Origin of the sequence: Pseudomonas sp. FJ2-5-13 (assembly GCF_029201605.1) — a bacterium.
Lineage (GTDB): Bacteria > Pseudomonadota > Gammaproteobacteria > Pseudomonadales > Pseudomonadaceae > Aquipseudomonas > Aquipseudomonas lactis.
In genome coordinates this window covers 4,119,740-4,142,876 of sequence record NZ_CP104045.1, presented here as the reverse complement: position 1 = coordinate 4,142,876, position 23,137 = coordinate 4,119,740, and the positions used below count along the sequence as shown (strand labels likewise).

At 60.4% G+C, this 23,137-nt stretch carries 20 protein-coding genes; 7 read left to right on the top strand and 13 right to left on the bottom strand.

The features are described 5' to 3' along the window. Positions 1–11: 11 nt before the first annotated feature. From alc to puuE, 3 genes are read right to left on the bottom strand one after another with little or no spacing between them, the layout of a single operon-like run. Positions 12–1,007: an allantoicase gene (gene alc / locus N2A98_RS18235; protein WP_014719294.1), complete on the bottom strand. Its 996-nt coding sequence runs from the start codon at positions 1,005–1,007 to the stop codon at positions 12–14. A 41-nt stretch (positions 1,008–1,048) separates the two neighbouring features. After that, positions 1,049–1,564 (bottom strand): 2-oxo-4-hydroxy-4-carboxy-5-ureidoimidazoline decarboxylase, encoded by a 516-nt coding sequence (gene uraD, locus N2A98_RS18230; RefSeq protein ID WP_044271673.1) that lies wholly within the window; start codon positions 1,562–1,564, stop codon positions 1,049–1,051. After that, positions 1,561–2,487, bottom strand: a complete 927-nt coding sequence (gene puuE, locus N2A98_RS18225) for an allantoinase PuuE (protein ID WP_044271671.1) — start codon at positions 2,485–2,487, stop codon at positions 1,561–1,563. Before puuE ends, uraD begins: the two co-directional genes overlap by 4 nt. A 409-nt stretch (positions 2,488–2,896) precedes the next feature. Here puuE and uraH point away from each other — a divergent pair, with 409 nt between their 5' ends. Together uraH and N2A98_RS18215 are read left to right on the top strand one after the other, a co-directional pair. Further along, entirely contained in the window at positions 2,897–3,280 is a 384-nt protein-coding gene (uraH, locus tag N2A98_RS18220; RefSeq protein ID WP_169918229.1) for a hydroxyisourate hydrolase, read from the top strand. 163 nt (positions 3,281–3,443) lie between these two features. Beyond that, complete coding sequence (locus N2A98_RS18215) at positions 3,444–8,624, top strand: DUF6543 domain-containing protein (RefSeq protein ID WP_275622466.1); 5,181 nt, start codon at positions 3,444–3,446, stop codon at positions 8,622–8,624. Here N2A98_RS18215 and N2A98_RS18210 read toward each other — a convergent pair. Both N2A98_RS18210 and N2A98_RS18205 read right to left on the bottom strand, forming a co-directional pair. Further along, positions 8,599–9,237 carry a LysE family translocator gene (locus tag N2A98_RS18210; RefSeq protein WP_044271669.1) on the bottom strand — a complete coding sequence of 213 codons (639 nt, stop codon included), beginning with the start codon at positions 9,235–9,237 and terminating at the stop codon, positions 8,599–8,601. The genes N2A98_RS18215 and N2A98_RS18210 overlap by 26 nt on opposite strands. Positions 9,238–9,302: 65 nt before the next feature. Beyond that, positions 9,303–10,649, bottom strand: coding sequence for an NCS2 family permease (locus tag N2A98_RS18205; protein WP_014719288.1), 1,347 nt, complete (start codon positions 10,647–10,649; stop codon positions 9,303–9,305). 290 nt (positions 10,650–10,939) lie between these two features. Here N2A98_RS18205 and N2A98_RS18200 point away from each other — a divergent pair, with 290 nt between their 5' ends. Beyond that, positions 10,940–11,542 carry a glutathione S-transferase family protein gene (locus tag N2A98_RS18200; RefSeq protein WP_275622465.1) on the top strand — a complete coding sequence of 201 codons (603 nt, stop codon included), beginning with the start codon at positions 10,940–10,942 and terminating at the stop codon, positions 11,540–11,542. Between the two features lie 107 nt (positions 11,543–11,649). Here the strand turns inward: N2A98_RS18200 and N2A98_RS18195 are convergent, their stop codons facing one another. Beyond that, complete coding sequence (locus tag N2A98_RS18195) at positions 11,650–12,546, bottom strand: LysR family transcriptional regulator (protein WP_078803545.1); 897 nt, start codon at positions 12,544–12,546, stop codon at positions 11,650–11,652. 125 nt (positions 12,547–12,671) lie between these two features. Between N2A98_RS18195 and N2A98_RS18190 the strand changes: the two genes are divergently transcribed. Genes N2A98_RS18190 through N2A98_RS18180 form a run of 3 tightly spaced genes read left to right on the top strand, consistent with a single transcriptional unit; the run spans position 12,672 to position 15,608 of the window. After that, positions 12,672–13,964 carry a citrate:proton symporter gene (locus N2A98_RS18190; protein ID WP_078466802.1) on the top strand — a complete coding sequence of 431 codons (1,293 nt, stop codon included), beginning with the start codon at positions 12,672–12,674 and terminating at the stop codon, positions 13,962–13,964. A gap of 1 nt (position 13,965) precedes the next feature. Further along, positions 13,966–15,291, top strand: coding sequence for an acyclic terpene utilization AtuA family protein (locus N2A98_RS18185; protein ID WP_275622464.1), 1,326 nt, complete (start codon positions 13,966–13,968; stop codon positions 15,289–15,291). Continuing rightward, the gene (locus tag N2A98_RS18180; protein WP_275622463.1) at positions 15,288–15,608 is read left to right on the top strand and encodes a hypothetical protein; all 321 of its coding nucleotides are present in this window, start codon (positions 15,288–15,290) and stop codon (positions 15,606–15,608) included. The genes N2A98_RS18185 and N2A98_RS18180 overlap by 4 nt, the downstream gene beginning before the upstream one ends. Positions 15,609–16,185: 577 nt before the next feature. Here N2A98_RS18180 and N2A98_RS18175 read toward each other — a convergent pair. The 5 genes from N2A98_RS18175 to N2A98_RS18155 form a co-directional block, all read right to left on the bottom strand. Further along, positions 16,186–16,557 (bottom strand): glutathione S-transferase N-terminal domain-containing protein, encoded by a 372-nt coding sequence (locus N2A98_RS18175; protein ID WP_003192799.1) that lies wholly within the window; start codon positions 16,555–16,557, stop codon positions 16,186–16,188. Positions 16,558–16,658: 101 nt separating this feature from the next. Beyond that, the gene (folE, locus tag N2A98_RS18170; RefSeq protein ID WP_003192797.1) at positions 16,659–17,204 is read right to left on the bottom strand and encodes a GTP cyclohydrolase I FolE; all 546 of its coding nucleotides are present in this window, start codon (positions 17,202–17,204) and stop codon (positions 16,659–16,661) included. Between the two features lie 78 nt (positions 17,205–17,282). After that, complete coding sequence (locus N2A98_RS18165; RefSeq protein WP_003192796.1) at positions 17,283–17,840, bottom strand: Smr/MutS family protein; 558 nt, start codon at positions 17,838–17,840, stop codon at positions 17,283–17,285. A gap of 75 nt (positions 17,841–17,915) precedes the next feature. Further along, a complete protein-coding gene (locus N2A98_RS18160) occupies positions 17,916–18,236 on the bottom strand; it encodes a hypothetical protein (protein ID WP_003192794.1) in 321 nt (106 codons plus the stop codon). A gap of 136 nt (positions 18,237–18,372) precedes the next feature. Beyond that, positions 18,373–18,963 carry a cysteine hydrolase family protein gene (locus N2A98_RS18155; protein ID WP_003192792.1) on the bottom strand — a complete coding sequence of 197 codons (591 nt, stop codon included), beginning with the start codon at positions 18,961–18,963 and terminating at the stop codon, positions 18,373–18,375. A 239-nt stretch (positions 18,964–19,202) separates the two neighbouring features. Here N2A98_RS18155 and prmB point away from each other — a divergent pair, with 239 nt between their 5' ends. Further along, positions 19,203–20,111 carry a 50S ribosomal protein L3 N(5)-glutamine methyltransferase gene (gene prmB / locus N2A98_RS18150; RefSeq protein ID WP_044274923.1) on the top strand — a complete coding sequence of 303 codons (909 nt, stop codon included), beginning with the start codon at positions 19,203–19,205 and terminating at the stop codon, positions 20,109–20,111. Between the two features lie 1,041 nt (positions 20,112–21,152). On the opposite strand, the gene N2A98_RS18145 is transcribed toward prmB, so the two are convergent. Next, positions 21,153–21,956 (bottom strand): hypothetical protein, encoded by an 804-nt coding sequence (locus N2A98_RS18145; protein ID WP_275622462.1) that lies wholly within the window; start codon positions 21,954–21,956, stop codon positions 21,153–21,155. 99 nt (positions 21,957–22,055) lie between these two features. Further along, positions 22,056–23,018, bottom strand: coding sequence for an alpha/beta fold hydrolase (locus N2A98_RS18140; protein WP_044270059.1), 963 nt, complete (start codon positions 23,016–23,018; stop codon positions 22,056–22,058). Positions 23,019–23,137 lie beyond the last annotated feature (119 nt).

Below are 23,137 nucleotides of genomic sequence, written 5' to 3'. Positions count from 1 at the left end.
GGCATCACCGCTTATTTCGACACTTTGCCCAGGACGCGCAGGCGACTCACACCACCATCCGGGAACACGTTCAAGCGGATGTGGGTAATCGGCCCCAGCGCCTTGATCTGCTCGGCGAAGGTGTGTTCGGCGTGCATTTCCAGCTTCTGCGCCGGCAGCAGTTCGCGCCAGAACAGCGATTGGGTTTCGATCTGGCTGTCGGTGCCGCCTTTCACAAAGGCGCCCTGGATCGAGCAGGTGTCCGGGTAGTTGCCCTTGAAGTGCAGGGTGTCGACCACGATTTTCTCGATCTCGCCCGGGTGGCCCAGAGCGACGATCACCCAGTCATTGCCAGGCGTACGACGACGTGCGGTTTCCCAGCCGTCGCCCATGTTGATGCCACGGCCCGGGTTGAGGATGTTGCTCATGCGGCCGAAGTGTTCATCGGAACAGGCCAGGGCACGGCCGCCATTGAGCGCGGCAGCCAGGTCGACCTGTTCGTTGTCGCCCACCGAAGACCAGTCGCGGAACGGCACACCGTACACCCGCAGACGCGCTACGCCGCCATCCGGGTAGATGTTGAAGCGCAGGTGGCTGAACGCCTGGTCGTTGTTGATCTCGTGGTAGTGGTGGCTGTTGCCTTGCAGCTCGACGGCCGACAGCACTTCCACCCACTGGGTGTTGGCATCCGGCTCGCCCGAGGCCAGGAAGCAGGCTTCCAGGGAGGCCGACGGCGGGAAGTTGCCGGTGAAGAATGAAGTGTCGATGTCCACGCCTTTGATCGAACCCGGCACGCCCAGGCGGATCACCGCGCTGTCGTAGCCTTCGAAGCGCTTGCGGCGTGACTCCCAGCCGTCCATCCACTTGCCGTTGTCATCGAAAACGCCCTCCTTCCACACGGCCGGGGTCGGCTGGAACAGGCGGTTGGCGTCAGCGAACCAGTCATCGGTCACCGAGATGATCTTGGTGCCCAGGCGGGCGTCGGCCAGGTTGACGAACTTCTCGAAAGGTACGGCGTAAGCTTTCATTCTTCTTGTCTGCCTTAGATAGAGTGGCTGGGGATGGACTGCTAGAGGTTCAGTAAACGGAACAACGCGATCTTGTTGATCTCGTCCAGCGCGCACTTGAACTCAGCGTCTGCAGAGTTGTGGATGCGCGTTTCGAACGCGGCGAGGATCTGGTGCCGGTTGCTGCCTTTTACCGCCATGATGAAGGGAAACTTGAACTTGGCTTTGTAGGCCTCATTCAGCTCGGTGAAGCGAGAAAACTCTTCGGCCGTGCATTGGTGAATACCCGCGCCCGCTTGTTCATCGGTGCTGGCTTGGGTCAGTTGGCCCTGGACGGCAGCTTTGCCGGCCAGGTCCGGGTGAGCATTGATCAGCGCCAGTTGCGAGGCGTGATCAGCGCTCAACAGGATATCGCTCATGCGCTGGTGCAGGGTTTCGATCTGGTCGATCGACGCGTCCTGGCCCAGGTCGAAGGCCTTTTCGGCCACCCATGGCGAGTGTTCGTAGATATCGGCGAAGGCCTGGACGAAGGCGTCGCGGCTCAAGGTCGAAGGTTTAAGGGTTTGGAACGCAGTCATTTCGCCGCTCCCGGGAAAGGGTGGGTTTGGTGCCAGTGACGGGCGATGTCCACGCGGCGGGTGAACCACACCTGGTCATGGCCTTTGACGTATTCAATGAAGCGCTTGAGCGAGGCCAGGCGTGCCGGGCGGCCGATCAGGCGGCAATGCAGGCCGATGGAGAGCATCTTCGGCGCCTCGGCGCCTTCGGCATACAGCACGTCGAAGGCGTCCTTGAGGTACTCGAAAAAGTCATCGCCCTTGTTGAAGCCCTGCACCTGGGTGAAGCGCATGTCGTTGGTGTCCAGGGTGTAGGGGATCACCAAATGCGGCTTGCCGTGGGGGGTGTTGGGTTCCCAGTAGGGCAGGTCGTCGTCGTAGGTGTCGCAGTCATACAGGAAACCGCCTTCCTCCATCACCAGGCGACGGGTGTTGGGGCCGGTGCGGCCGGTGTACCAGCCCAGCGGGCGTTCGCCGGTGAGTTCGGTGAGGATGCGGATGGCTTCGAGCATGTGCTCGCGCTCCTGGGCCTCGTCCATGTACTGGTAGTCGATCCAGCGGTAGCCGTGGCTGCAGATCTCGTGGCCGGCGGCGACCATGGCGCGGATCACATCCGGGTGGCGCTGGGCGGCCATGGCCACGGCGAAGATGGTCAGCGGGATGTCGAATTCTTTGAACAGCTTGAGGATGCGCCACACGCCGGCACGGCTGCCGTACTCGTACAGCGACTCCATGCTCATGTTGCGCTCGCCTTGCAGCGGCTGGGCCGAGACCATTTCCGAGAGGAAGGCTTCTGACTCTTTGTCACCGTGCAGAATGTTGCGCTCGCCGCCTTCTTCGTAGTTGAGTACGAACGACAGCGCAATGCGTGCCTTGCCTGGCCAGTGGGGGTGAGGAGGGTTACTGCCGTAACCGATCAGGTCGCGTGGGTAGTCAGCGCTCACTGCAGTCTTCCTTCTTGTTCGTGGTAGCAAATGTGTGGCGGCCGGGCAGTGGAATGACTGAGTGGCGTCACAGCGATGAGTGATTGTATACAACTTATCGCGAACTTTGTAAGCCTGCATTTCTGCATTTTTTCTGAACGGGCGCTCTACGGGTCTCTGCAAGAAACTTGCCTAAGTGGTCAGGTTAAGATCAAAAAGCCCACTGTAGGAGCGAGCTTGCTCGCGAATAACCTGAGGGCGCCACTTTTCATCCTGAGAGCCCGCGTTATCGTTGGCGTTTTTCGCGAGCAAGCTCGCTCCTACGGGGGGTTGAAGCGCTGTGAAATTTATTGTGTACAATTTTCTTTGAAAATGTCTTAATCAGCCATCGCCGGCTTTTTCACTGCCCTGAAAGAGTGCGGGTTTTTCTATGACTGACTTCGGGAGGCGCATAAAAGCCATGGGACGTTTGACCACACACGTTTTGGACGCCGCGCACGGCTGCCCCGGCAGCGCCATCAAGGTTGAGCTGTACCGCGTCGAAGGCGCGCAGCTGGAACTGGTTGCCACCGCCACCACCAATAGCGATGGCCGTTGCGACGCGCCGCTGCTGCAAGGCGACGACTACCGCAGCGGCGTGTACCAACTGCAGTTCAGCGCCGGTGATTACTACCGTGCCCGTGGCGTGCAATTGCCCGAGCCGGCTTTTCTGGACGTGGTGGTACTGCGCTTTGGCATCAGTGCCGAACAGGACCATTACCATGTGCCTTTGCTGATTTCGCCTTACAGCTACTCCACCTATCGCGGTAGCTGAGTCGTCACCTCGCTTCACACCCCCAAATGCTCTTCGTTGGTTTCGCCCGCGCACACTGCGGGCTTTTTTTTGCCCGTGGCTTGTGAATTGGCCGCTCAAGTATGTAACGCACCCTGGGCGGCAGCGGTGCCTAGTCTCGGCTTTTCTGAACGGAATAGTCGCTATGAGCACCGACACCACGGCCTGGGCCGACAAGCTTGATTTCGATGACCCACACACCTCTTCCCTGGAGCGTGACGAGGCCATTCGCGTGTTGCTGACCCGTCGGCTCAATGCGGTCGCGCACCCCAGCCACGAAATCAACCAGATCCACCAGGCTCAGGTCAGGGGACGCGAATCGGCCAAAGCCCTCAGCGGCCTGATTGGACGCGCACCGAGGATACTGGGGGTCATTCGTGGCGCATTGCGCGAAGCCTTCTCCCTCGACCCTGACACCTTACTGTTCACCGAACCTCTGCCCCCGGCTCCCGCGCGCAAGGTCAACAGCTTGACCGAGCGGGCCCTGGCGTTGCTGATCCAGCCCAATGTACCGCTCAATATCAACCAGTTCACCTCATTGAGCCTCAAGGATGATCCGACCAAACGTCTAACGTTTACCGCCAGGGAAGCATTGGTTCGGGTCAAGGACTTGGCGCTGCTCGCTCGGTTCGAGCGCGCGGTAGCCGAGTATTGGCAGCAGTTGGCCCACGGTTCCTGGCTGACACGTCGAGAGCGCTGGGTGCAATTGCGCACATCGTTGTTCGCCGAGAATGCGTTTTTGGCCCATCGCACGTCTCAACTGACGGACAGTGGCTATGACATGCTAAGCAAACTGCTGCAAATACCTGACGCCGGCTTGCGCCAGAAGGCCGGCGGCGAATGGGCTGCGATTCAGGTGAGCCACATCATGTGGCCCGGGACTAATCGGGCCATGGTGCCCATCCCGGGGGCTCTGCATATTTATCGTGATGGCGTCGTCGGGGGGACGCCCCAGGTGATTTATCTGCCCGGTCTGTTCCGCGAATTCTATGAGTTCGACTCCTTCAACCAGCTGCAGTGTGATTTGCCACTATTGGTCAACGGCCCCTTGAGCAGTGCTTTATGGCAATGCCTGCCGCTGCGTCGTAGACATGAGGCGTGTAACACCATAGGCGCAACGCCCATGACATTCGTCCGGCAACATGGGGACGCGTTGCAAAACAGTGCGCGCGAATTGCTGGACGGGCAATGGGATAATGAGCTGGCGTGTGCCTTATCGATCAATCATGGGGTGATGGGCATTCAGGACGCGGGGCAGCCGGCTATCGCCGGTATCCAACGCTTTCTCAGGTTTATCCAAAAAGGGCGCCAGCGTGTGGTGGCGTTCACTCGGTTGGGCCGTACCCTGGATGCCTTGTTGGAGTGGGATTACAAGCGCCGCAGTGACGAAATTGTACTTGGGCGCCTGACGCCGGACCTCGCGTTCAAAACCCAGCAAGCACAGCTCAAGCGTTACGAAAAAAAACTGATGGGTTTGCTGGACGCCACGGATGTGGGCAGCGCCAGCGCGGGCTACCAGGAATTTTTGCGCCTTGAACGCCAATGGCAGGACCAGGTTGCGGTGGCGCGCAAGTGGGCGCAAAGCCCGCTTGAACGCGTGTTTCAGAGTGATTACTGGCTGGAGAAACCCGAGGGCTCACGCACACGTGGTTCGTTGCTAATGCAAGCGCAGCGTGACGCCTTGCTTGGGGAGGCGCAGATGCAACACCGCTTGGGCCTGATGAGTCGCGCCCATCTGGAGTGTCTGGAGGCTGTGTTGAATGAAGCATGGGTACCCGGGGCCAAGTCCACGGACAGCTGTGTACTGCAAGTATCCGTGGGCGGCGAGGCAACCAAATTGTACCCATTGCTGGGCGCAGTAGTGGTAACCACCCAAGCGGCTCGGACTCAGCCGGGGGCCCTGTATCCCGTAGTGTTATATGTGATGGGCCAGCATGGCGGGCTGGTGACATTCGATAGCTTGAACGCCTTTGTCGCGGGCCTGCAAGCCAGCCTGAAAAGCCGCGATAGCTCGGTGTTATGGCGCTGCATCGAGCGTCACCGGCGTGAGGCGGTGCGCACGTCGATCGGTTTGCTGCCGCAGACGGCTGCACTGGTGGTGAGCTACACCGCGATCGAGCGTTACATGTTCAAAGACCTGTTCATGAAACTGACGGTACACCATATCGCGCTGAACAAGCGTATTGACAAGGGTAAGAGACTGTTCAGCGAAGTCAGTGATCCGCAGCTGAGCCGGATGTTGCTGGCTCGGGAGCTGTTCGAGTGTCTGCAAGTACCTGACAATGATGCTCGAACACTGGCCTTGGCCAACATCGACTTGTTGCAGGCGGCAGCCACTCAGGCCAAAAAACTCCCTTCTTGGCTCGGCATCGCATCGCCCGCTGAGCGCAAACACTATAAGCGTTTGTTACGCCGCTATCTGGTCAGCATTTTTGCACTGGAAACCAAGCTCTGGCAGGACTTGCCTGACTTGGAGCCCTTTGCTCGCAAAGCCCTGATTGCCAAATTGACCGAGGACGGTTTCTACCCGCAATTGGATATCGATACCCCCCTGTTCGACATGCCCGATGATGTCAGCACTCACTACGAGGGCTGGACGAGCCAGGGGGCGGTGGGTGATCGTCAGATTAAAACGGTGGTCAGTAAGGAACGTACCCCCTTCAGCATGCTGCAATTGGCGTTGCACAACCTCGACCCAGAGGCGCCCTGGACCCGCTGGCGCTTGAACCGGGCGCGCTGGCTGGAACCCGTCTGGAAAGAACGCTTGAGTGTGAGCTACCTGATCAAAACGATCGCCTCCCTGAATGTGGGGGGCGAATACGACAAGCATATACGTAGGGCTTTTTATCCGAGCCCTGGCTCGTCCTTCGGGTTGTCTCAGGCGCTGATTGATCGAGGCTTTAAACAGCGCGCCGAGATGCAGTTGTACTCGGCGGTACGACAAGGCTTGAAGGATTGGGGCCAGCGCCTGTTTACCTTCGCCATGGCCGCGCGCAAGGCGGGCGATTTGAAAAACGACGAGTTTGACGTGCAACTGGCTGTCCTGCGCCTGGTGGGCGTTACCCTGGAATATGATCGCCACATCGCCGGGGTACTGGTGATTCATGACAAGCCCACGGGGAAATGCGTGGTGTACTGGCCCACGGCAGTGGCAAGTCGGGTGCTGGTCGGGTACCCCAGTTTGGCCGAGGCCGAGCAAGCCCTGAATCTGTTGGGCGCATTACCTGCCAACCTGAAAGAGTTGGCGCGCCTGGTGGCTCCCGGCTGGGAGCATCAGGCGGTGCAAGATTATCCCGACGAAAGCCTCCAGGTAGAGCCCAGGCTGCCTGACTCGGCCAAGCATCGTCTCCTCCCCGGGGCAGACCTCATGGCGGTTCTCGTTGAATTCCTCCTGCTCAAGCATAAAGACCCGGCGGGCGGGCTTGAAGCTGTCGAAGCGCAAATCAAGGAGCAGATTGCGCTGCAACCAGAATGTTGGTTGGAGGTTGTGACCACCTCCCATTCCAATCCCACGGCGCTGCTGGCCCATGCCCGGGTGTTCGAGCTGCAACGACGTACGCAGGCCCGGTCCAATTCCTCCCAGGCACTGGGGGAGTACCGTGAGCGACGCCTGAGAGAACAGTTCGAGGCCACGATTCGTGGGTTACTGGCATTTATTCCAGTACTGGGGGTGGGCATCAGCTTGTATGAGATGCTGCTGGCGGCGCGGCGCTATCATTTGAGCGGTTCTGGTCATGACGCGGTAGATGTGGTGGCTTTGACGCTCTTTGCATTTATTGATGTGCTGTCTACCTTTGCCCCAGGCCCCAAGGGTGCTCGCGTCGCACGGGGCGCTCTGCCTCGCTATAAAGGCAACACACTCGCTCTCACAGGCCTGAAGGCGCCGTCGACCAAGCCGACTCATCTGCTTGCGCGCTTCAAATCAACCGACGTATTGGAAGGCGCCGTTGAGTTGAAGGGGCCAGCAAGCAAGACTCAGTACGTGAAGAATGGCCAGCAGTTGCTTGCCGAGGGGGGCGAGCTCTACACGGTGTATCAGCGCAAGGCCGAATCGGTCGTGCGCTTTAAAGAATCGCAAAATGAACTGGTATTGAATATCCATCAGCCCCCGGAGTGGTTACTGGGGGCCGATACGCCTCAACCGGTGGCGGGAAGCAGTTCGGCGGCCCGTCAGCCGTGGCCTGCGGCCGTGCCGACCTGGCGGCCATCCACTGCACGCGGGGTGACTGAAAACGCCATTCTTCAGTCGTCTGCAATGGGGGACCGTTGGTTCAGTTGGCGTATTTCACCTAGGTTGGATGCCGATTTTGCTTCTGCCGCTCCTGGGGTGTTTTACATCGGGAAGGATGCCCGCAGGGGGCCTTACTACGTTCTCAGGGTGGCTCCTGTTTATACCAACATAAGGGACCCTTCGAACGTTTATTACAGGTTGCTGCCCCAAGGTGATCAGGCGCCGTTGACGGGTATCGTGTTTATCACCAGGGACTGGACGCCGGTTTCAGCCGCACGGGTTGATATTGGGCGTTGGACAGCTACTGAACTCGCGGAACAACCCCTTCCGGCGTCATATAACACCCTGACGAACCAATGGCGGTTCCATGCGCCCTTGTTTGACAGGCCGCTGCAGCAGTATATCGGTACGGCATTCCCTACCATGACCGTCAATAGCCAAAGGTTCACCGCCGAAAGGCTGATTGAGTTGTCAGGCTCTACGCGCCAGGTAACGGCCACTCACTTACTTAATGTGCGTTCGACGCTCGATACGTGGTTAACCCCGACCCAGGGGAACATTGGCCAGACAGATGATTTATTGCGAATGTTGCGGCCCACTGATAAGCCGTACACCAGGGTACACATCGGTTACGAAGACCAGGCGCCTGGTTTCACCCGCGTTGACTTTAACGTGGCGGGATTAGACCCATCGCTTTTATTCGGTGGCCGGTCGGTCGCGGTTGAGCGAAGCACTGCCCAACGCGCGGCGATCAAGAGCGTATTGGAGCAGCAGGGCTTCAATGTCCGCGAAGTAAAAGTGAAGCACGGTAGGGCAATGGATGATCTGATCGCGACTCACCCCAACTCGAACCAGCTGTACTACGTGTCACCCAGCTGGGTGGAGGAGGCCAGTATTCAGCTAAATACCCGACTCTCGGATCTTTGGTTTAGCGACGCACTCAGCAAACACTCCAATGCGCTTCCATTGCAGGGCGTCAAGCTCGCGCTGGACGAAGGGCGCCTGGTTCGGATCGTGGCAGGCATTCAATGGCCGACCAAGAGGACGCTTTCTCCCACCGTCTATTTCGTCAAAGTGAGCCCCTCGCCCCGATAAGCGACACCGCGCCGGCGCCGCCGAACAGCGCGGCGCTGACCCGGTTGAACCAGCTCTGGCCAGCGCCAGAACGCAAGTACCGCGCCGCGCCATGGGCGCCGAGGCCGTAAGCCAGCTTGCACAGCAGGTCGAGCACCGTCCAGGTGGCGATCATGATCAGCAACTGCGGTAAAAAGGCCTGCTGGGCATTGAGAAATTGCGGCAGGAAGGCGGCGAAAAACAGAATGTCCTTGGGGTTACTGGCACCCAGCACAAATGCGCGACCAAACAAGGCGCGAAAGCGCGGCACAGTGGGGGTTTGCGGCACGACTGCACCCTGGCTGGGCTGGCGCGACTGTTGCCAGCTCTGCCAGGCGAGGTAGAACAGGTACAGCGCGCCGACGATCTTCAGCGCGCTGAACAACTGCTCGGAGGCCAGCAACAGCGCGCCCAGGCCCAGGGCCGAGGCGCTCAACAGGCAGATCGAGGCGAACACGCCGCCGAGAAACGCCGGGTACGAGCGGCGCAGGCCGTAGTTGAGGCTGTTGCTGATCATCAACAGCGACAGCGGGCCAGGTATCAGGATTACCACCAGCGCAGCGCCACTGAACAGCAGCCAGGTTTCCAAGGTCATTTACAGTCCTCCCTTCATGCAAAAGCCCCACCCGAAGGTGAGGCGGTTTTTCAGCCGTTCCCGAACTACAGGAAGATGAACTTGGCGATAAAGATCGCGCACAGCACCCACAGGCTGATGGAAATTTCGCGGTACTTGCCGGTGCCGGCCTTCAACGCCACATAAGTGATAAAGCCCAGGGCGATGCCGTCGGCGACCGAAAACGTCAGTGGCATCATGATCGCGGTGACGATCGCCGGAATGCTGTCGGTGGCTTCATCCCAATTGATATGGGCCATGCTCGCCATCATCAGCATCGCAACATAAATCAGCGCGCCGGCCGTTGCGTAGGCAGGGATCATGCCGGCCAGCGGCGCAAAAAACATCGCCGCCACGAACAATATGCCCACGGTCACCGCGGTCAAACCCGTACGGCCGCCAGCAGCCACACCCGCGGCACTTTCCACATAACTGGTCACCGGCGGTACACCGACCATGGCGCCGAACACGCTGGATGCACTGTCAGCCTTCAATGCGCGCGACAGGTTGTCGATCTTGCCATCGGCATTCACCAGGCCTGCGCGTTGTGCAACGCCCATGAGTGTACCGGCAGTGTCGAACATGTGTACAAAAAGAAAGGCAAATACCACGCTGATCATGCTCACATTGAACACACCCATCACGTCCATTGCCATCCAGGTCGGTGCCAGGCTCGGTGGGGTGGCGAGAATGCCGTTGTAGTGCACCAGCCCCAGGCCCCAGCCGGCCAGGGTTACGGCGATGATGCTGATCAGGATGGCGCCGAAGACGCGGTGATAACTGAGGATGGCAATCAGCAGGAAACACACAGCCGCCAGCAGCGGTGCCGGCTCGTGCAGGGAACCGAGCTTGATCAGCGTCGCCGGGCTGTCGACGATGATGCCGGCGGTTTTCAGGCCGATCACCCCCAGGAACAAGCCTACGCCGGCGCCCATGGCATGGCGCAGGCTGACTGGAATGCTGTTGAGCAGCCATTCGCGGATGCGCGACAGCGTCAGAATCATGAACAGCACGCCGGAAATAAACACCGCGCCGAGGGCGGTCTCCCAGGTGTAGCCCATGGTGCCGACCACGGTGTAGGTGAAAAACGCGTTCAAGCCCATGCCCGGCGCCAGGCCCACGGGCCAGTTGGCGTACAGGCCCATCAGCAGGCAACCCAACGCCGCGGCGATGCAAGTGGCGACGAAGGCCGCGCCGTGATCGATACCGGCATCGGCCATGATATTAGGGTTGACGAAGATGATGTAGGCCATGGTGATAAAGGTGGTGAGGCCGGCGATCAGTTCGGTCTTCACTGTGGTGCCATGCAAGCGCAGTTTGAACAGGCGTTCCAGCCAACCGCCTCGGGGCGCGGCCAGGTCCAACGTAGGGGCTTCGGTTTTGCGGCTATCCACAGCGAGTACTCCTCAATCGTTTTATTGTTATTTCCAGCGCCGGTTACATGAGTGGGCAACGGCGCTTTGAGGTACTGGCGGGTTTGTTGACCAAAAGGTCAGGAACTCGCACGAAGCGAATTATGCTTTTGTATACAAATAAAGCAAATAATGTTTTCGATTATCTGGGCGAAAAGGGATGAAAGGCCCACGCCAGGGGATTTATTCTGCGCGACGCCTTGAAACAAGCCCTCGATACCCGCACCTTGTGGGCGCAAGCATTCGGTCAGCAAGGCGAAAAGGGGAGCCCCATGTACAAGGTTTATGGCGATTACAAGTCGGGCAATTGCTACAAGGTCAAATTGATGCTCACTCTGTTGGGCATCCCGTATGAATGGATCGATATCGATATCCTCAAGGGCGATACCCAGACCCCTGAGTTCCTGGCCAAGAACCCCAATGGCAAGGTCCCGGTATTGGAGCTTGAAGACGGCACCTGCCTGTGGGAGTCCAACGCGATTCTCAACTTCCTCGCCGATGGCAGCGAATTCTTGCCCACCGAACCGCGCCTGCGTACCCAGGTATTGCAGTGGCAGTTTTTCGAGCAGTACAGCCATGAGCCTTACATTGCGGTGGCGCGGTTCATTCAGTTTTACCTGAACATGCCCGAGGATCGGCTGGAAGAATACAAGACCACCCACAAAGGCGGTTACAAGGCCTTGAGAGTGATGGAGCGTCAGCTTCAAGCCACGCCTTATTTAGTGGGCGAGCAGTTTTCCATTGCCGATATTGCGTTGTATGCCTACACCCATGTGGCCCATGAAGGCGGCTTTGACCTGGCGCCGTATCCGGCGGTGCAGGCGTGGTTGCAGCGCGTGGCCAGTCATCCCAAGTACGTGGCGATGCTCAATTGAGCTGACGCGGTCAAACTGTGGGAGCGGGCTTGCTCGCGAATGCGGTGAATCAGTTTAGGCATTCAGTGACTGACACTGCGCATTCGCGAGCAAGCCCGCTCCCACATTTAGCTCATTGGTGAGTCAGATAGTTCTTTATGTAGCAGTTCAAAGCAGCGCTGCGCCGCCGGGCTCAAGCCCATGCCGCTACGACTGATCAACCCGATCTCTCGATTCACCCCGGGATGATCGATGCTGATCCGCTGCAAACCCTCCAAGCTGTCCGCCGCCGACTCCGGCAGCACACTGATGCCCAACCCCTGGCGCACCAGGGCCAATACGGTCGACATGTAGTTGGCTTCCATGCCGGCGTTCAACGTCAGCCGTGTCTCATCGAACAACGTATCCACTTGCTCGCGCACACTGCTGTCGCGCCCGGTCAGGATGATCGGCTGGTCTGCCAGTTGCTCCAGGGTTAATTGGCGGTGATGGGCGAGCGCATGACCCGATGGCACAAACGCGCACAGCCGATCATTGAGCACCGGCACGAAGTCCAGGCCGTGGCTCAGGCGGGCGCGCACGCCGATGCCGAAATCCACTTCGCCGTTGCGAACCTTTGCGTGAATGCGCTGGGCCACCAGGTCATGCAGGCGCACTTCGATGCCGGCGAAGCGTTCGCGAAACAGGCGCAAGGCCGGGGGCAGGGCGCCGGCGCAAACTGAGGGCAGGGCGGCGATGGTTACCACGCCACGGCGCAATGCAGCGAGGTCGCGGGAGCCGGTGACGATGTTGTCCAGGTCCAACAGCAGTTTTTCCATAGGCCCGCGCGCGTCCTGGCCTGCGGCGGTAATGCTCACGTGGCGCGGGCTGCGGTCGAGCAGGGCGACGCCGAGCCAGTCTTCCAGTTGCTGCACCTGCACGGTGAGGGCCGACGGCGACAGATGCAGTTCGTTAGCCGCCTTGGTGAAGCTGCCTGTGCGGGCAACCGCAAGGAAGGCTTGAATGTGCTGGATGCTGTTTTTCATGAGCGTCGCTTCATTTTGTTTTTCCGAACGCCGGTGGCTGAATATTGCAATTTACAAAGCCTAGCGCGTTTCCAATACTCCAGGGAAAACAATAACCGGCCAACCAGGCCGCCCTGGAGTAACCCATGCTCGCAACCCTGGGTGTCATCACCATTCTGTGCCTGCTCGCTGCCGTCATGAGCAAGCGCCTCTCGCCGCTGGTGGCCTTGATCGCCTTGCCGATCATCGCTGCGCTGCTCGGTGGGTTTGGCCTGCAGACCAGCGCTTTCATCATTACCGGTATCAAGAACGTCGCCCCCGTGGTGGGCATGTTTGTGTTCGCGATCCTGTTTTTCGGGATCATGACCGATGCGGGCATGCTCGATCCCATCATTGATCGCATCCTGCGCACGGTCGGGACCCGTCCTACACGGATTGTCGTCGGTACTGCGACCTTGGCGTTGCTGGTACACCTGGACGGCTCTGGCGCGGTGACCTTCCTGGTGACGGTGCCGGCGATGCTGCCGCTGTATACGCGCCTCGGCATTGATAAACGCATCCTCGCCTGCGTGTGTGCGATGGCGGCCGGGGTTAACTTTCTGCCTTGGACCGGCCCGGTGCTGCGCTCGTCGGCGGCGCTGCATGTGCCGGTGGCTGACCTGTTTCAGCCACTGATCCCGGTGCAGATCGTCGGGCTGATCTTTGTCTTCGCCTGCGCCTGGTGGCTGGGCCATCGCGAAGAAAAGCGCCTGGGCCTGGGCGCGGGTTCCAGCGTGGAGGCGGTGCCGCAACGAGTGCTCAGCGATGACGACATCAAGCTGCGTCGTCCACGGTTGTTCTGGGTCAACCTGATGCTGACCGTGCTGGTGATGGTGGTGATGATCGCTGGCTGGGTCGATCCGGTGGTGATGTTCATGCTCGGCACCGTGGTTGCGCTGTGCATCAACTACCCCAACGTGGACGCCCAGCGTGCGCGCATCGACGCCCATGCGAAAACCGCCCTGACCATGGCCAGTATCCTGCTCGCCGCCGGGGTATTTACCGGCATCATGCAAGGCACCGGCATGCTCAAGGCCATCGCCGAAGTGGCGGTGGCGCAGATCCCGGCGGGCCACGGCAAGTTGATCCCGGCCGTCGTGGGCTTTTTGTCCATGCCCCTGAGCATGTTGTTTGACCCCGATTCCTACTATTTCGGTGTGATGCCGGTGATCGCCGAAGTCGGCAAGGCCCTGGGCGTCGATCCGCTGCAAGTGGCTCAGGCTTCGCTGCTGGGCGTGCACACCACCGGCTTCCCGGTCAGCCCGCTGACCCCTGCGACCTTCTTGCTGGTGGGCCTGTGCAAGATCGAACTGGCCGATCACCAGCGCTTCACCATTCCTTTCCTGTTTGCCGCCTCGGTGTTGATGACCCTGACGGCGTTGCTCCTAGGAGTGATTTGAGATGAACACCTTGCGCATCGGCTCCGGCGCCGGCTACTCCGGCGACCGTATAGAACCTGCCGTAGAACTGGCCGAACACGGCGACCTGGATTACCTGGTCTTCGAATGCCTGGCCGAACGCACCATCGCCCTGGCGCAACAGGCGCGTATCAGCGACCCGCAGGGTGGTTATGACCCGCTGCTCGCTGAGCGCATGCGCCGTGTCTTGCCCTGTGTGGGGCAGCGTGCGGGGCGTCGACGCCTGCGGGTGATCACCAATATGGGCGCGGCCAACCCGCTGGCGGCGGCCAGGGAAGTACGGCGTATTGCGGGCGAGCTGGGCCTGGGCCTCAAGGTTGTGGCCGTGGTCGGCGATGACGTGCTGCACGCCTTGCCTGCCGAGCAGTTGCTGGATAACGGCCAGACCGTGGGGGCATTGGGTGAGCGGCTGATTTCCGCGAATGCCTACTTGGGTGTGGAGGGCATTATTGAAGCGCTGCGCGCCGACGCCGATGTGGTGATCACCGGGCGCGTGGCCGACCCTTCGCTGTTCCTGGCACCCCAGATGTTTGAATTCGGTTGGGCCTCTGATGATTGGCAGCGACTGGGCCGAGGCACGTTGGTGGGGCATTTGCTGGAGTGCGCGGGGCAGGTCAGTGGCGGCTATTTCGCCGATCCCGGCGTCAAGGATGTGGAGGATCTGGCACGGCTGGGCTTTCCCCTGGCCGAGGTCGACGCCGACGGCAATGCAGTGATCACCAAGGTGGCAGGCTCCGGTGGGCGGGTCAGCCGCGCGACCTGCGCCGAACAACTGATTTATGAAGTTCACGACCCGGCAGCCTACTTGACCCCAGATGTGACGGCCGACTTTTCCCAGGTCGGGTTTGTCGAGGAGGGCGTGGACCGGGTGCGTGCCCAAGGAGCCAGCGGGCGGGCCCGGCCTGAACAGCTGAAGGTCAGCGTCGGTTATCTGGACGGTTGGATCGGTGAAGGGCAGATGTCCTACGGCGGCCCCGGCGCTGTCGCACGGGCCCAGTTGGCGCGGGACGTGGTACTCAAGCGTCTCGCGTTGATCGGCGTACAGATGCAGGACCTGCGCGCTGAGTTGATCGGCATGGATTCATTGCACGGCCCACGCAGCAACGTCGAGCCTTGGGAGGTGCGCCTGCGAGTCGCCGCCCGGTGTGAGGAGCGTGGCGACGCGGTGCGGATCGGCAATGAAGTGGAGACCCTCTACACCAACGGCCCGGCCGGCGGCGGTGGGGCGAGCAAAGGCGTACGCCAGGTGGTGGCGGTCGCGTCGTTGCTGTTGCCCCGTGAAGCGGTCAAACCGAGGATTGAAGAATGAAACTGTATACGCTGGCCCATTCCCGCACCGGGGATAAGGGCGATACGTCGAACATCTCGATCATTGCCTATCGCGTGCAAGACTATCCGTTGCTGTGCGAACAGCTGACGGCGGAGCGCGTGGCAGCGTTCTTCGCGGATTTACTGGAACCCGGTGCTGAGCCGGTTCGGCGTTATGAATTGCCGAATGTGCAGGCGCTGAACTTCGTGTTGCCGGGCATCCTGCGTGGCGGCGTGACCCGCTCGCTGGCGCTGGATGCCCACGGCAAGTGCCTGGGCTCGGCACTGCTGGATCTCGACCTGACAATGCCAACCTAAGAACACCGCACCGCACATGTGGGAGCTGGCTTGCCTGCGAAGACGGCCTGACAGCCGACACCTATCCACCTGACACCCCACGATCCAACTGTGGGAGCGGGCTTGCTCGCGAAGACGGCCTAACAGTCAACACAGTTGGACCGTGTACATATCCATTGCTGCGGTAACGGCTACTTAGGGTTCCGCCCTGACGGCGGCTCACTTTTGAAAGGAGCCCAAAAGTAAGCAAAAGGCTCTTGCCCCACCACTCGGCACCTCGCTTAGGCTCGGTGTGCCCGTAATCCGCCAGTGATTTGGGGGGGCGCCGCCACGCGCCATCCATGGCGCGGGGCGGCTAAACCGGCATCCCTGCCGGTTTACCCCCCAAATCCCTGTCGAATTCCGGCCAGCGTGGTTTAACGGGGCGCCTAAGATCAAAAGCAGATCAAGAGCGACTCGCTTCGCATCGTGGAGTGTGTGGCCGGGCGCGGTCAACTGTGGGAGCTGGCTTGCCTGCGAAGGTATCGACTCGGTGTACCTGAATCACCGAGTTGACTGGATCGCAGGCAAGCCAGCCCACATTTGATCGGCGTGTGCTTCAGATCGCAGCGAAGCGCTTGTCCAGATACTCGATGATCACCTTGGAGTCATACATCCAGGTGGTCTGGCCGTTCTCTTCGATGCGCAGGCACGGCACTTTGATCTTGCCGCCTTGTTCCAGCAGGGTCTGGCGGTCCTGTTCGTTGTTCTTCGCGTCCTTCAAGGCCACCGGCACATTCAGGCGGTGCAGGGTGCGGCGGGTCTTCACGCAGAACGGGCAGGCGTGGAACTGATACAGGGTCAGGTCCTTGGCGGCAGCATTGACCTTGGCCTGTTGTTCGGCAGGACGTTGTTTTTTGCGTGGGCGGGTAAGAAAGTCGCCCGCGATGATGACGTGGCCGAGGCCCACTCTAAGTGCTTTGACGAACATGGCTGAAACCTCTTGCCCATGACTGAGGGGGCGCAGCTTACCTGATTTCTACAGGCGAAAAAAAACCGGCGATGAACGCCGGTTTTTTCCTGCCTGGCCGGTTACTTGATCAGGCTGAGAAATTCGCTGCGGGTAGCCGCGTTCTCACGGAACTCGCCCAGCATCACCGAGGTAATCATCGACGAATTCTGTTTCTCGACACCGCGCATCATCATGCACATGTGCTTGGCCTCGATCACCACGGCCACGCCCAGGGCGCCTGTCACTTCCAGCACCGCGTCGGCGATCTGGCGGCTGAGGTTTTCCTGGATCTGCAGGCGGCGCGCATACATGTCGACAATGCGTGCGACCTTCGACAGGCCCAGCACTTTGCCGCTCGGAATATACGCCACGTGAGCCTTGCCGATAAACGGCAGCAGGTGGTGCTCGCACAACGAGTACAGCTCGATGTCCTTGACCAGCACCATTTCGCTGTTGTCAGAGCTGAACAAGGCACCGTTGGTGACTTCTTCGAGTGTCTGTTCATAACCGCGGCAGAGGTACTGCATTGCCTTGGCGGCACGCTTTGGCGTGTCGAGCAGGCCCTCGCGGGACACGTCCTCGCCGAGTTGGCCGAGAATCTCTGTGTAATTCTGTTCCAGGGACATGAAACTACCTGTGGGATTTTCGCAAAGCGCAAGGTTACGGTGGCGGACACATCGCTGCAAGCCTGACGATGGCACTTGTTACTCGTCGCGCCCTTCCATCATGGTGCGCTTGAGCATCACATACACCGCGCCGGCACCGCCGTGACGGGCCTGGCAGGAGGTAAAACCGAGCACCTGGGCATGCTGGCGCAGCCAGGTGTTGACGTGGCTCTTGATCATCGGCCGCTTGCCGTCCAGCCGCACAGCCTTGCCATGGGTGACGCGCACGCAGCGAATTTCGAATTTGGTCGCTTCGGCCAGGAAGGCCCAGAGGGTTTCCCGGGCTTTTTCCACGGTCATGCCGTGCAGGTCGAGGCTGCCTTCGAACGGGATCTGGCCGGCCTTGAGCTTGCGCATCTGGCTTTCCTGCACGCCGTCGCGGGCCCACATCAGCTCATCTTCGGGGCCGACGTCGATCACGAACTGGTCCGACAGGCCATCCACGGTGGTGGCATCGGTGCGCACGGTCGCGGCCTGGCGCAGCTTGGCGATCTGCGCCCGGTCAGTCTTGGGTTTGCCGGTGTCGGCGCGGTCGTGCTTGATCGGCTTGACGCCGCGCAGCTCGTTTTTGAACAGGGAAAAATCGTCGTCTTGCATGTCAGCCTCCGCGAAGGGCGGGCAGTTTACCTAAATCGCGGCGGCCAGGGCGCAGGAAACGCTATCCAAGCGCCATCAGTCGTGCTTTTTCATCAGGTGAGAGGCGATATTCAACGACAACGGTTGGCGCATTTTCCGACGGCTGCGACGCCACAGCCACACACCCAACCACAGCACCAGCAAGCCGACACCCAGCAGGAGTGCCGAGCCGCCCGGGCTGGCATTCAGCTCGCCCAGAGCCGGCGAATGCCCAAACAGGCCGGCGCCACCAGCGCCCGCCAACAACAAACCTACTATCGCCAGTAACGCAGCAATGCACGCTACCAGGCGCAGACGCCAATTGCTCGGGCCTTTGGGGCGCAAGCGACGAGCATCAAAACCATCGGATATCTTCATTCCGACCTTTCCTCCAGGGTATCGGCCCTTCGACCGGAAGATACACAGGTTGTTCCGGGGGGAGGGGTAAATGCGCCAAATGAAAGGGCTTTGCGGATGAGCGGAGCAATAAACACGCCGCTCACCGCCAGCAGGATCAGATCAGATCTTTGGCCAGCGCCAGGGTGGCGAAGTTGTCGGCCATGATGGCCATTTCGGTTTGCTGCACGTGCTCGGCGCTCAGGATGCCACCTTTGTACGGCAGGTCGCGGGTAGCGCAGGCGTCTTCCACCAGGGTGCAGCGAAAGCCCAGGTTCTTGGCCGCGCGCACGGTGGTGCTGACGCTGGAGTGGCTCATGAAACCGCAGACGATCAGGTCCAGAGAGCCCAGGTCCTGAAGGTGTTTTTCCAGGCCGGTGCCATGGAAGGCGCTGGGCAGCAGTTTGCCGATGATGGTTTCGTCACCTTCAGGCTCAAGGCCCGGAATGAATTCACCGCGCTCGCCCTGGGGGTCAAACAGGCCGCCCACGGTGCCCAGGTGGCGCACATGCACAATCGGGCGCCCGGCACTGCGCGCTGCGGTCACCAGTTGCTTGATGTTCTGCACCGCCGCGTCCATGCCCGAGAGGGCGAGCGGGCCGCTGAGGTACTCTTTCTGGGCGTCGATGATCACCAGGGTCGCATGATTGAGGTTGGCTGCTGCGTAACCGCGACCGCTGAGTTGAAACATCGTCTTTGGAACGGACATTCTGGGGCTCCTGTGAGTGGGGCTTTTGCGACATTGTCCACTGGCTGAGCGCTTCTGTGAATCGCTACTATCGTAAGCTACGCCGTTGCTGGCGTGCAGCCATGTCAAGAGGCAGGCCTGTTTAACACAATGCGGGCAAATTGGATGAAATCCGACGTACGGCGCCAGGTGTTTCGTACATCGTCGGTACAGGTGAAGGCTGTTAGAATCGCCAGTCGTTTTTTCCAGGAGCTTGCCCCGTGATCACTTCCCGCCTGCGCACCTTGCGCGACCATATCCGTTGGGCTGTCAGCCGTTTCCATGGGGAAGACCTGTTTTTTGGCCATGGCACCGACAATGCCTGGGACGAAGCCCGGCAATTGGTGCTGGGCGCCTTGCACCTGCCGTGGGAAATCGCCGACAGCTATCTGGACTGCAACCTGGAAGAAGAGGAAATCTCCCACGTGCAGCGCTTGCTGCATCGGCGTATCCATGAGCGAGTGCCAACGGCCTACCTGTTGAACGAGGCCTGGTTTTGCGGCATGTCGTTTATCGTCGATGAGCGCGTACTGATTCCACGCTCACCGATAGGCGAGCTGATTGAAGACCGCTTTGAACCCTGGCTGGCCCAGCCGCCGGCACGCATCCTCGACCTGTGCACCGGCTCCGGTTGCATCGGCATCGCTTGTGCCTACGAATTCCCCGAGGCCGAAGTGGTGCTGGGAGACCTGTCCTTCGAAGCCCTGGAAGTGGCGAACCAGAACATCGAGCGCCATGGCGTCGACGAGCGTGTCTACACCGTGCAGGGTGATGGTTTTGACGGTTTGCCCGGCCAGCGTTTCGACCTCATTGTGTCGAACCCGCCCTACGTGGACGCCGAAGATTTCGCCGACATGCCCGACGAATACCAACACGAACCGGAACTGGGCCTGGCCTGCGGTGACGACGGCCTGAACCTGGTACGCCGGATGCTGGCTGAAGCGGCGGACCACCTGACCGAGAAGGGCTTGCTGATTGTCGAAGTGGGCAACAGCCAGGTGCATGTCGAGGCGCTGTACCCGGAAGTGGACTTTGCCTGGCTGGACTTCCAGCGCGGTGGGCATGGGGTGTTCATGCTCACGGCTGAACAGTGCCGTGCGCACCAGGCAGTATTTGCCGCGCGGGTCTAACTGCACAAACGCGGTCAATGTGGGAGCTGGCTTGCCTGCGATAGCGGCCTGCCAGCCGACATCTACCTACCTGACACCCCACGATCCAAACTGTGGGAGCGGGCTTGCTCGCGAAGGCGGCTTGGCAGGCAACACAGTTGGATTGTGTACATATCCATTGCTGCGGTAACGGCCACTTAGGGTTCCGCTCTGACAGCGGGTCACTTTTGGAAAAGAGCCCCAAAAGTAACCAAAAGGGCTCTTGCCCCACCACTCGGCACCTCGCCTAGGCTCGGTGTGCCCGTAATCCGCCAGTGATTTGGGGGGCCGCCGCCACGCGCCATCCATGGCGCGGGGCGGCTAAACCGGCATCCCTGCCGGTTTACCCCCCAAGTCACTGGCGAATTACGGCCAGCGTGGTTTGATGGGGCGCCTGAGATCAAAAGCAAGATCAAGAGCGACTCGCTTCGCATCGTGGAGTGTGTGGTCGGGCGCGGTTAACTGTGGGCTGGCTTGCCTGCGATAGCGGCTTGACAGCCGACATCTTCTACCTGACACCCCACAGCCCAACTGTGGGAGCGGGCTTGCTCGCGAAGGCGGCCTAACAGTCAACACAGTTGGACCGGGTATATATCCGTTATTTAGGTAACGGCCACTTAGGGTTCCGCCCTGACGGCGGCTCACTTTTGAACAGCCCAAAAGTAAGCAAAACGCTCTTGCCCCACCACTCGGCACCTCGCTTGGGCTCGGTGTGCCCGTAATCCGCCAGTGATTTGGGGGGCCGCCGCCACGCGCCATCCATGGCGCGGGGCGGCTAAACCGGCATCCCTGCCGGTTTACCCCCCAAATCCCTGTCGAATTCCGGCCAGCGTGGTTTAACGGGGCGCCTAAGATCAAGAGCAGATCAAGAGCGGCTCGCTTCGCATCGTGGAGTGTGGGGCCGGGCGCGGTCAATTGTGGGAGCTGGCTTGCCTGCGATAGCGGCCGGTCAGCTTGCACCTCTACTACTGACCCACCGCTATCGCAGGCAAGCCAGCTCCCACATTGGATCGTATTTCAGTGTTAACGGTGCGTGGCAATCCAGATCAACAACCCCGCCTGGAACACCGTAAACGCCACCAGGCAGGTGATGGTAAAGCGCAGCCCGCTGTCCTCACGCTTGAACTTGGTGACTTTCTCCTCTTCCTTGCGCAGTTTCACTTCCTGCTCCGCCAGGTTCTGCTCGGCCTGTTGCAGCATTTGCGCGGCTTCCAGGATCTCTACGAACTGCACTTTCTCGGTGTTCCAACTGTCCAGCACGTCGCTGACCTTGCCCGGTTGCACATTGCCTTTGAGGTGCTGCACATCGGCGTAGGCCACATCGAAACCCTGGATACGCAGGAAGTGATCGCGGCGCAGGCGCGTGGCTTCGTTGAGGGCGTCTTTGTTAGCCAGGTCCACGCCGTCGACGCGGTAGTGTGACCACTTCTTCTTCGCCCAGGCAGCGCCTTGGGCCACCAGGAAGCGCCCGATACCGCGGTTGGCCGGCTCGATTTCCAGGCTGTTGCCGGGGCCGAAGTGCACGCGGTGTTTATCGTGATCGACCCAGATATCCAGGTGGTTCTGCTCGCGCCGTACGCGCTGGCCCGGTAACTGGATGACCATGCGCAACAGGCTGTGGTGTTTGTCATGGCGTTCGGCATAGCCGAACTGCACAAAGCGCAATGGCCGTGCGCCGGTGGCGCGGTCGGTGGCCAGTGGGGCCAGGCGCAGCATCTTGAAATGTTCGGCGTGAACGTCGGCCCACGGCAGTGCCGCTGCTGCGTTAGCTTCGGTTGCGGCCGGGGTCTCGGCGGTAGATTCGGTTGTTGTTTCGGTGGTTGTCATGCGGCGCGATCCTGTCCAAGCCCTGCGAGCCGACAGTCTTTTTACTGTCGACTCTGGACTTATCGGCCGTTTTTCCCAGGACTGGAGGCCAATTGCCGCTTAACGGGGTTGAAGTCCTTCGATAAAGCTGACGATACGTTGGCCCAGCTCCGCCGCCAGCGGTAGTTTCGGGTCGTTGTAGGAGGCCAGTTGCTGCTTCACGTTATTGGGCACGATGCGCATCACGTGGTTCATGCCTTCGATTACCGTCAACTGCGCGTCGGGCTTGGCCTGCTTCAGTTGTTGGGCGTCGCCTACGCCAACCTGGATATCGTTGGTGCCCTGGATAATCAGCGCCGGCATGTCCAGGCGGGCAAAAGCGGCCGACGGATCGGCGCGGAACAGGCTGATCAGATACGGCTGCACGCTGGGTCGGAAAATGCCTTCCAGCGGGCGCGGCACGTCGGCGTCCACCTGGCCGGCCTTGAGGTGATCGAGGATTTCATTACTGCGCAACAACAGGGCAGGGGGCAAGTGATCGGCCAGTTGCTGACGGATCACCTGGTCCACCGGACGGGCGCTGCCTGACAAGGAAATGACCCCGGCTGGTTCCAACTGCGGCGCGGCGAGGGCGGCGACCAGCGCGCCCTCACTGTGGCCCAGCACAATCAGCGGGCCCATGCGCTTGTCGGCCTTGAGCAACTTGCCCCAGGCCACGGCGTCGGCCACATAGGCCTCCAGAGTCAGGTTGCGCTCGTCTGGCGTGGCCGCCAGGCTCGCGGCCACGCCGCGCTTGTCGTAGCGCACGCTGGCGATGTTATGCCGGGCCAGCACCCAGGCCAGGCGCTTGAGGCTGTCATTGCGCGCGCCGTCGGCGCTGTTGCCGTTGCGGTCGGTGGGGCCGGAGCCGGCGATGATCAGCACCACCGGCACCGGTTTATCCGATTGCGGCAACAGCAACGAGCCAAAGAGTTGGCCGCTGCCGGTGTCCAGGCTGATCGGGCGTTGCAGCACCACAGGGGAGGCGGCCTGGGCCACGGCGGTAAACAGGGTGAGGGTAAACAGCAGAACTCGCAGCATCATAGCGCCATCATTGGAGAGGTGCCGGTTGGACCAACGTCTACCGGTAAGGTTTCGAGGATGAACTAGTCGGTTAGCCTGCGTATACTGGCCGCCTTAAGTTATTACGGTTGACTTGATTC

Coding starts and splice junctions, on each gene's coding strand:
- alc (WP_014719294.1), bottom strand. CDS start 1,007: ATGAAAGCTTACGCCGTACCTTTCGAGAAGTTCGTCAACCTGGCCGAC.
- uraD (WP_044271673.1), bottom strand. CDS start 1,564: ATGACTGCGTTCCAAACCCTTAAACCTTCGACCTTGAGCCGCGACGCC.
- uraH (WP_169918229.1), top strand. CDS start 2,897: ATGACTGACTTCGGGAGGCGCATAAAAGCCATGGGACGTTTGACCACA.
- N2A98_RS18215 (WP_275622466.1), top strand. CDS start 3,444: ATGAGCACCGACACCACGGCCTGGGCCGACAAGCTTGATTTCGATGAC.
- N2A98_RS18210 (WP_044271669.1), bottom strand. CDS start 9,237: ATGACCTTGGAAACCTGGCTGCTGTTCAGTGGCGCTGCGCTGGTGGTA.
- N2A98_RS18200 (WP_275622465.1), top strand. CDS start 10,940: ATGTACAAGGTTTATGGCGATTACAAGTCGGGCAATTGCTACAAGGTC.
- N2A98_RS18195 (WP_078803545.1), bottom strand. CDS start 12,546: ATGAAAAACAGCATCCAGCACATTCAAGCCTTCCTTGCGGTTGCCCGC.
- N2A98_RS18190 (WP_078466802.1), top strand. CDS start 12,672: ATGCTCGCAACCCTGGGTGTCATCACCATTCTGTGCCTGCTCGCTGCC.
- N2A98_RS18185 (WP_275622464.1), top strand. CDS start 13,966: ATGAACACCTTGCGCATCGGCTCCGGCGCCGGCTACTCCGGCGACCGT.
- N2A98_RS18180 (WP_275622463.1), top strand. CDS start 15,288: ATGAAACTGTATACGCTGGCCCATTCCCGCACCGGGGATAAGGGCGAT.
- N2A98_RS18175 (WP_003192799.1), bottom strand. CDS start 16,557: ATGTTCGTCAAAGCACTTAGAGTGGGCCTCGGCCACGTCATCATCGCG.
- folE (WP_003192797.1), bottom strand. CDS start 17,204: ATGTCCCTGGAACAGAATTACACAGAGATTCTCGGCCAACTCGGCGAG.
- N2A98_RS18165 (WP_003192796.1), bottom strand. CDS start 17,840: ATGCAAGACGACGATTTTTCCCTGTTCAAAAACGAGCTGCGCGGCGTC.
- N2A98_RS18160 (WP_003192794.1), bottom strand. CDS start 18,236: ATGAAGATATCCGATGGTTTTGATGCTCGTCGCTTGCGCCCCAAAGGC.
- N2A98_RS18155 (WP_003192792.1), bottom strand. CDS start 18,963: ATGTCCGTTCCAAAGACGATGTTTCAACTCAGCGGTCGCGGTTACGCA.
- N2A98_RS18145 (WP_275622462.1), bottom strand. CDS start 21,956: ATGACAACCACCGAAACAACAACCGAATCTACCGCCGAGACCCCGGCC.
- N2A98_RS18140 (WP_044270059.1), bottom strand. CDS start 23,018: ATGATGCTGCGAGTTCTGCTGTTTACCCTCACCCTGTTTACCGCCGTG.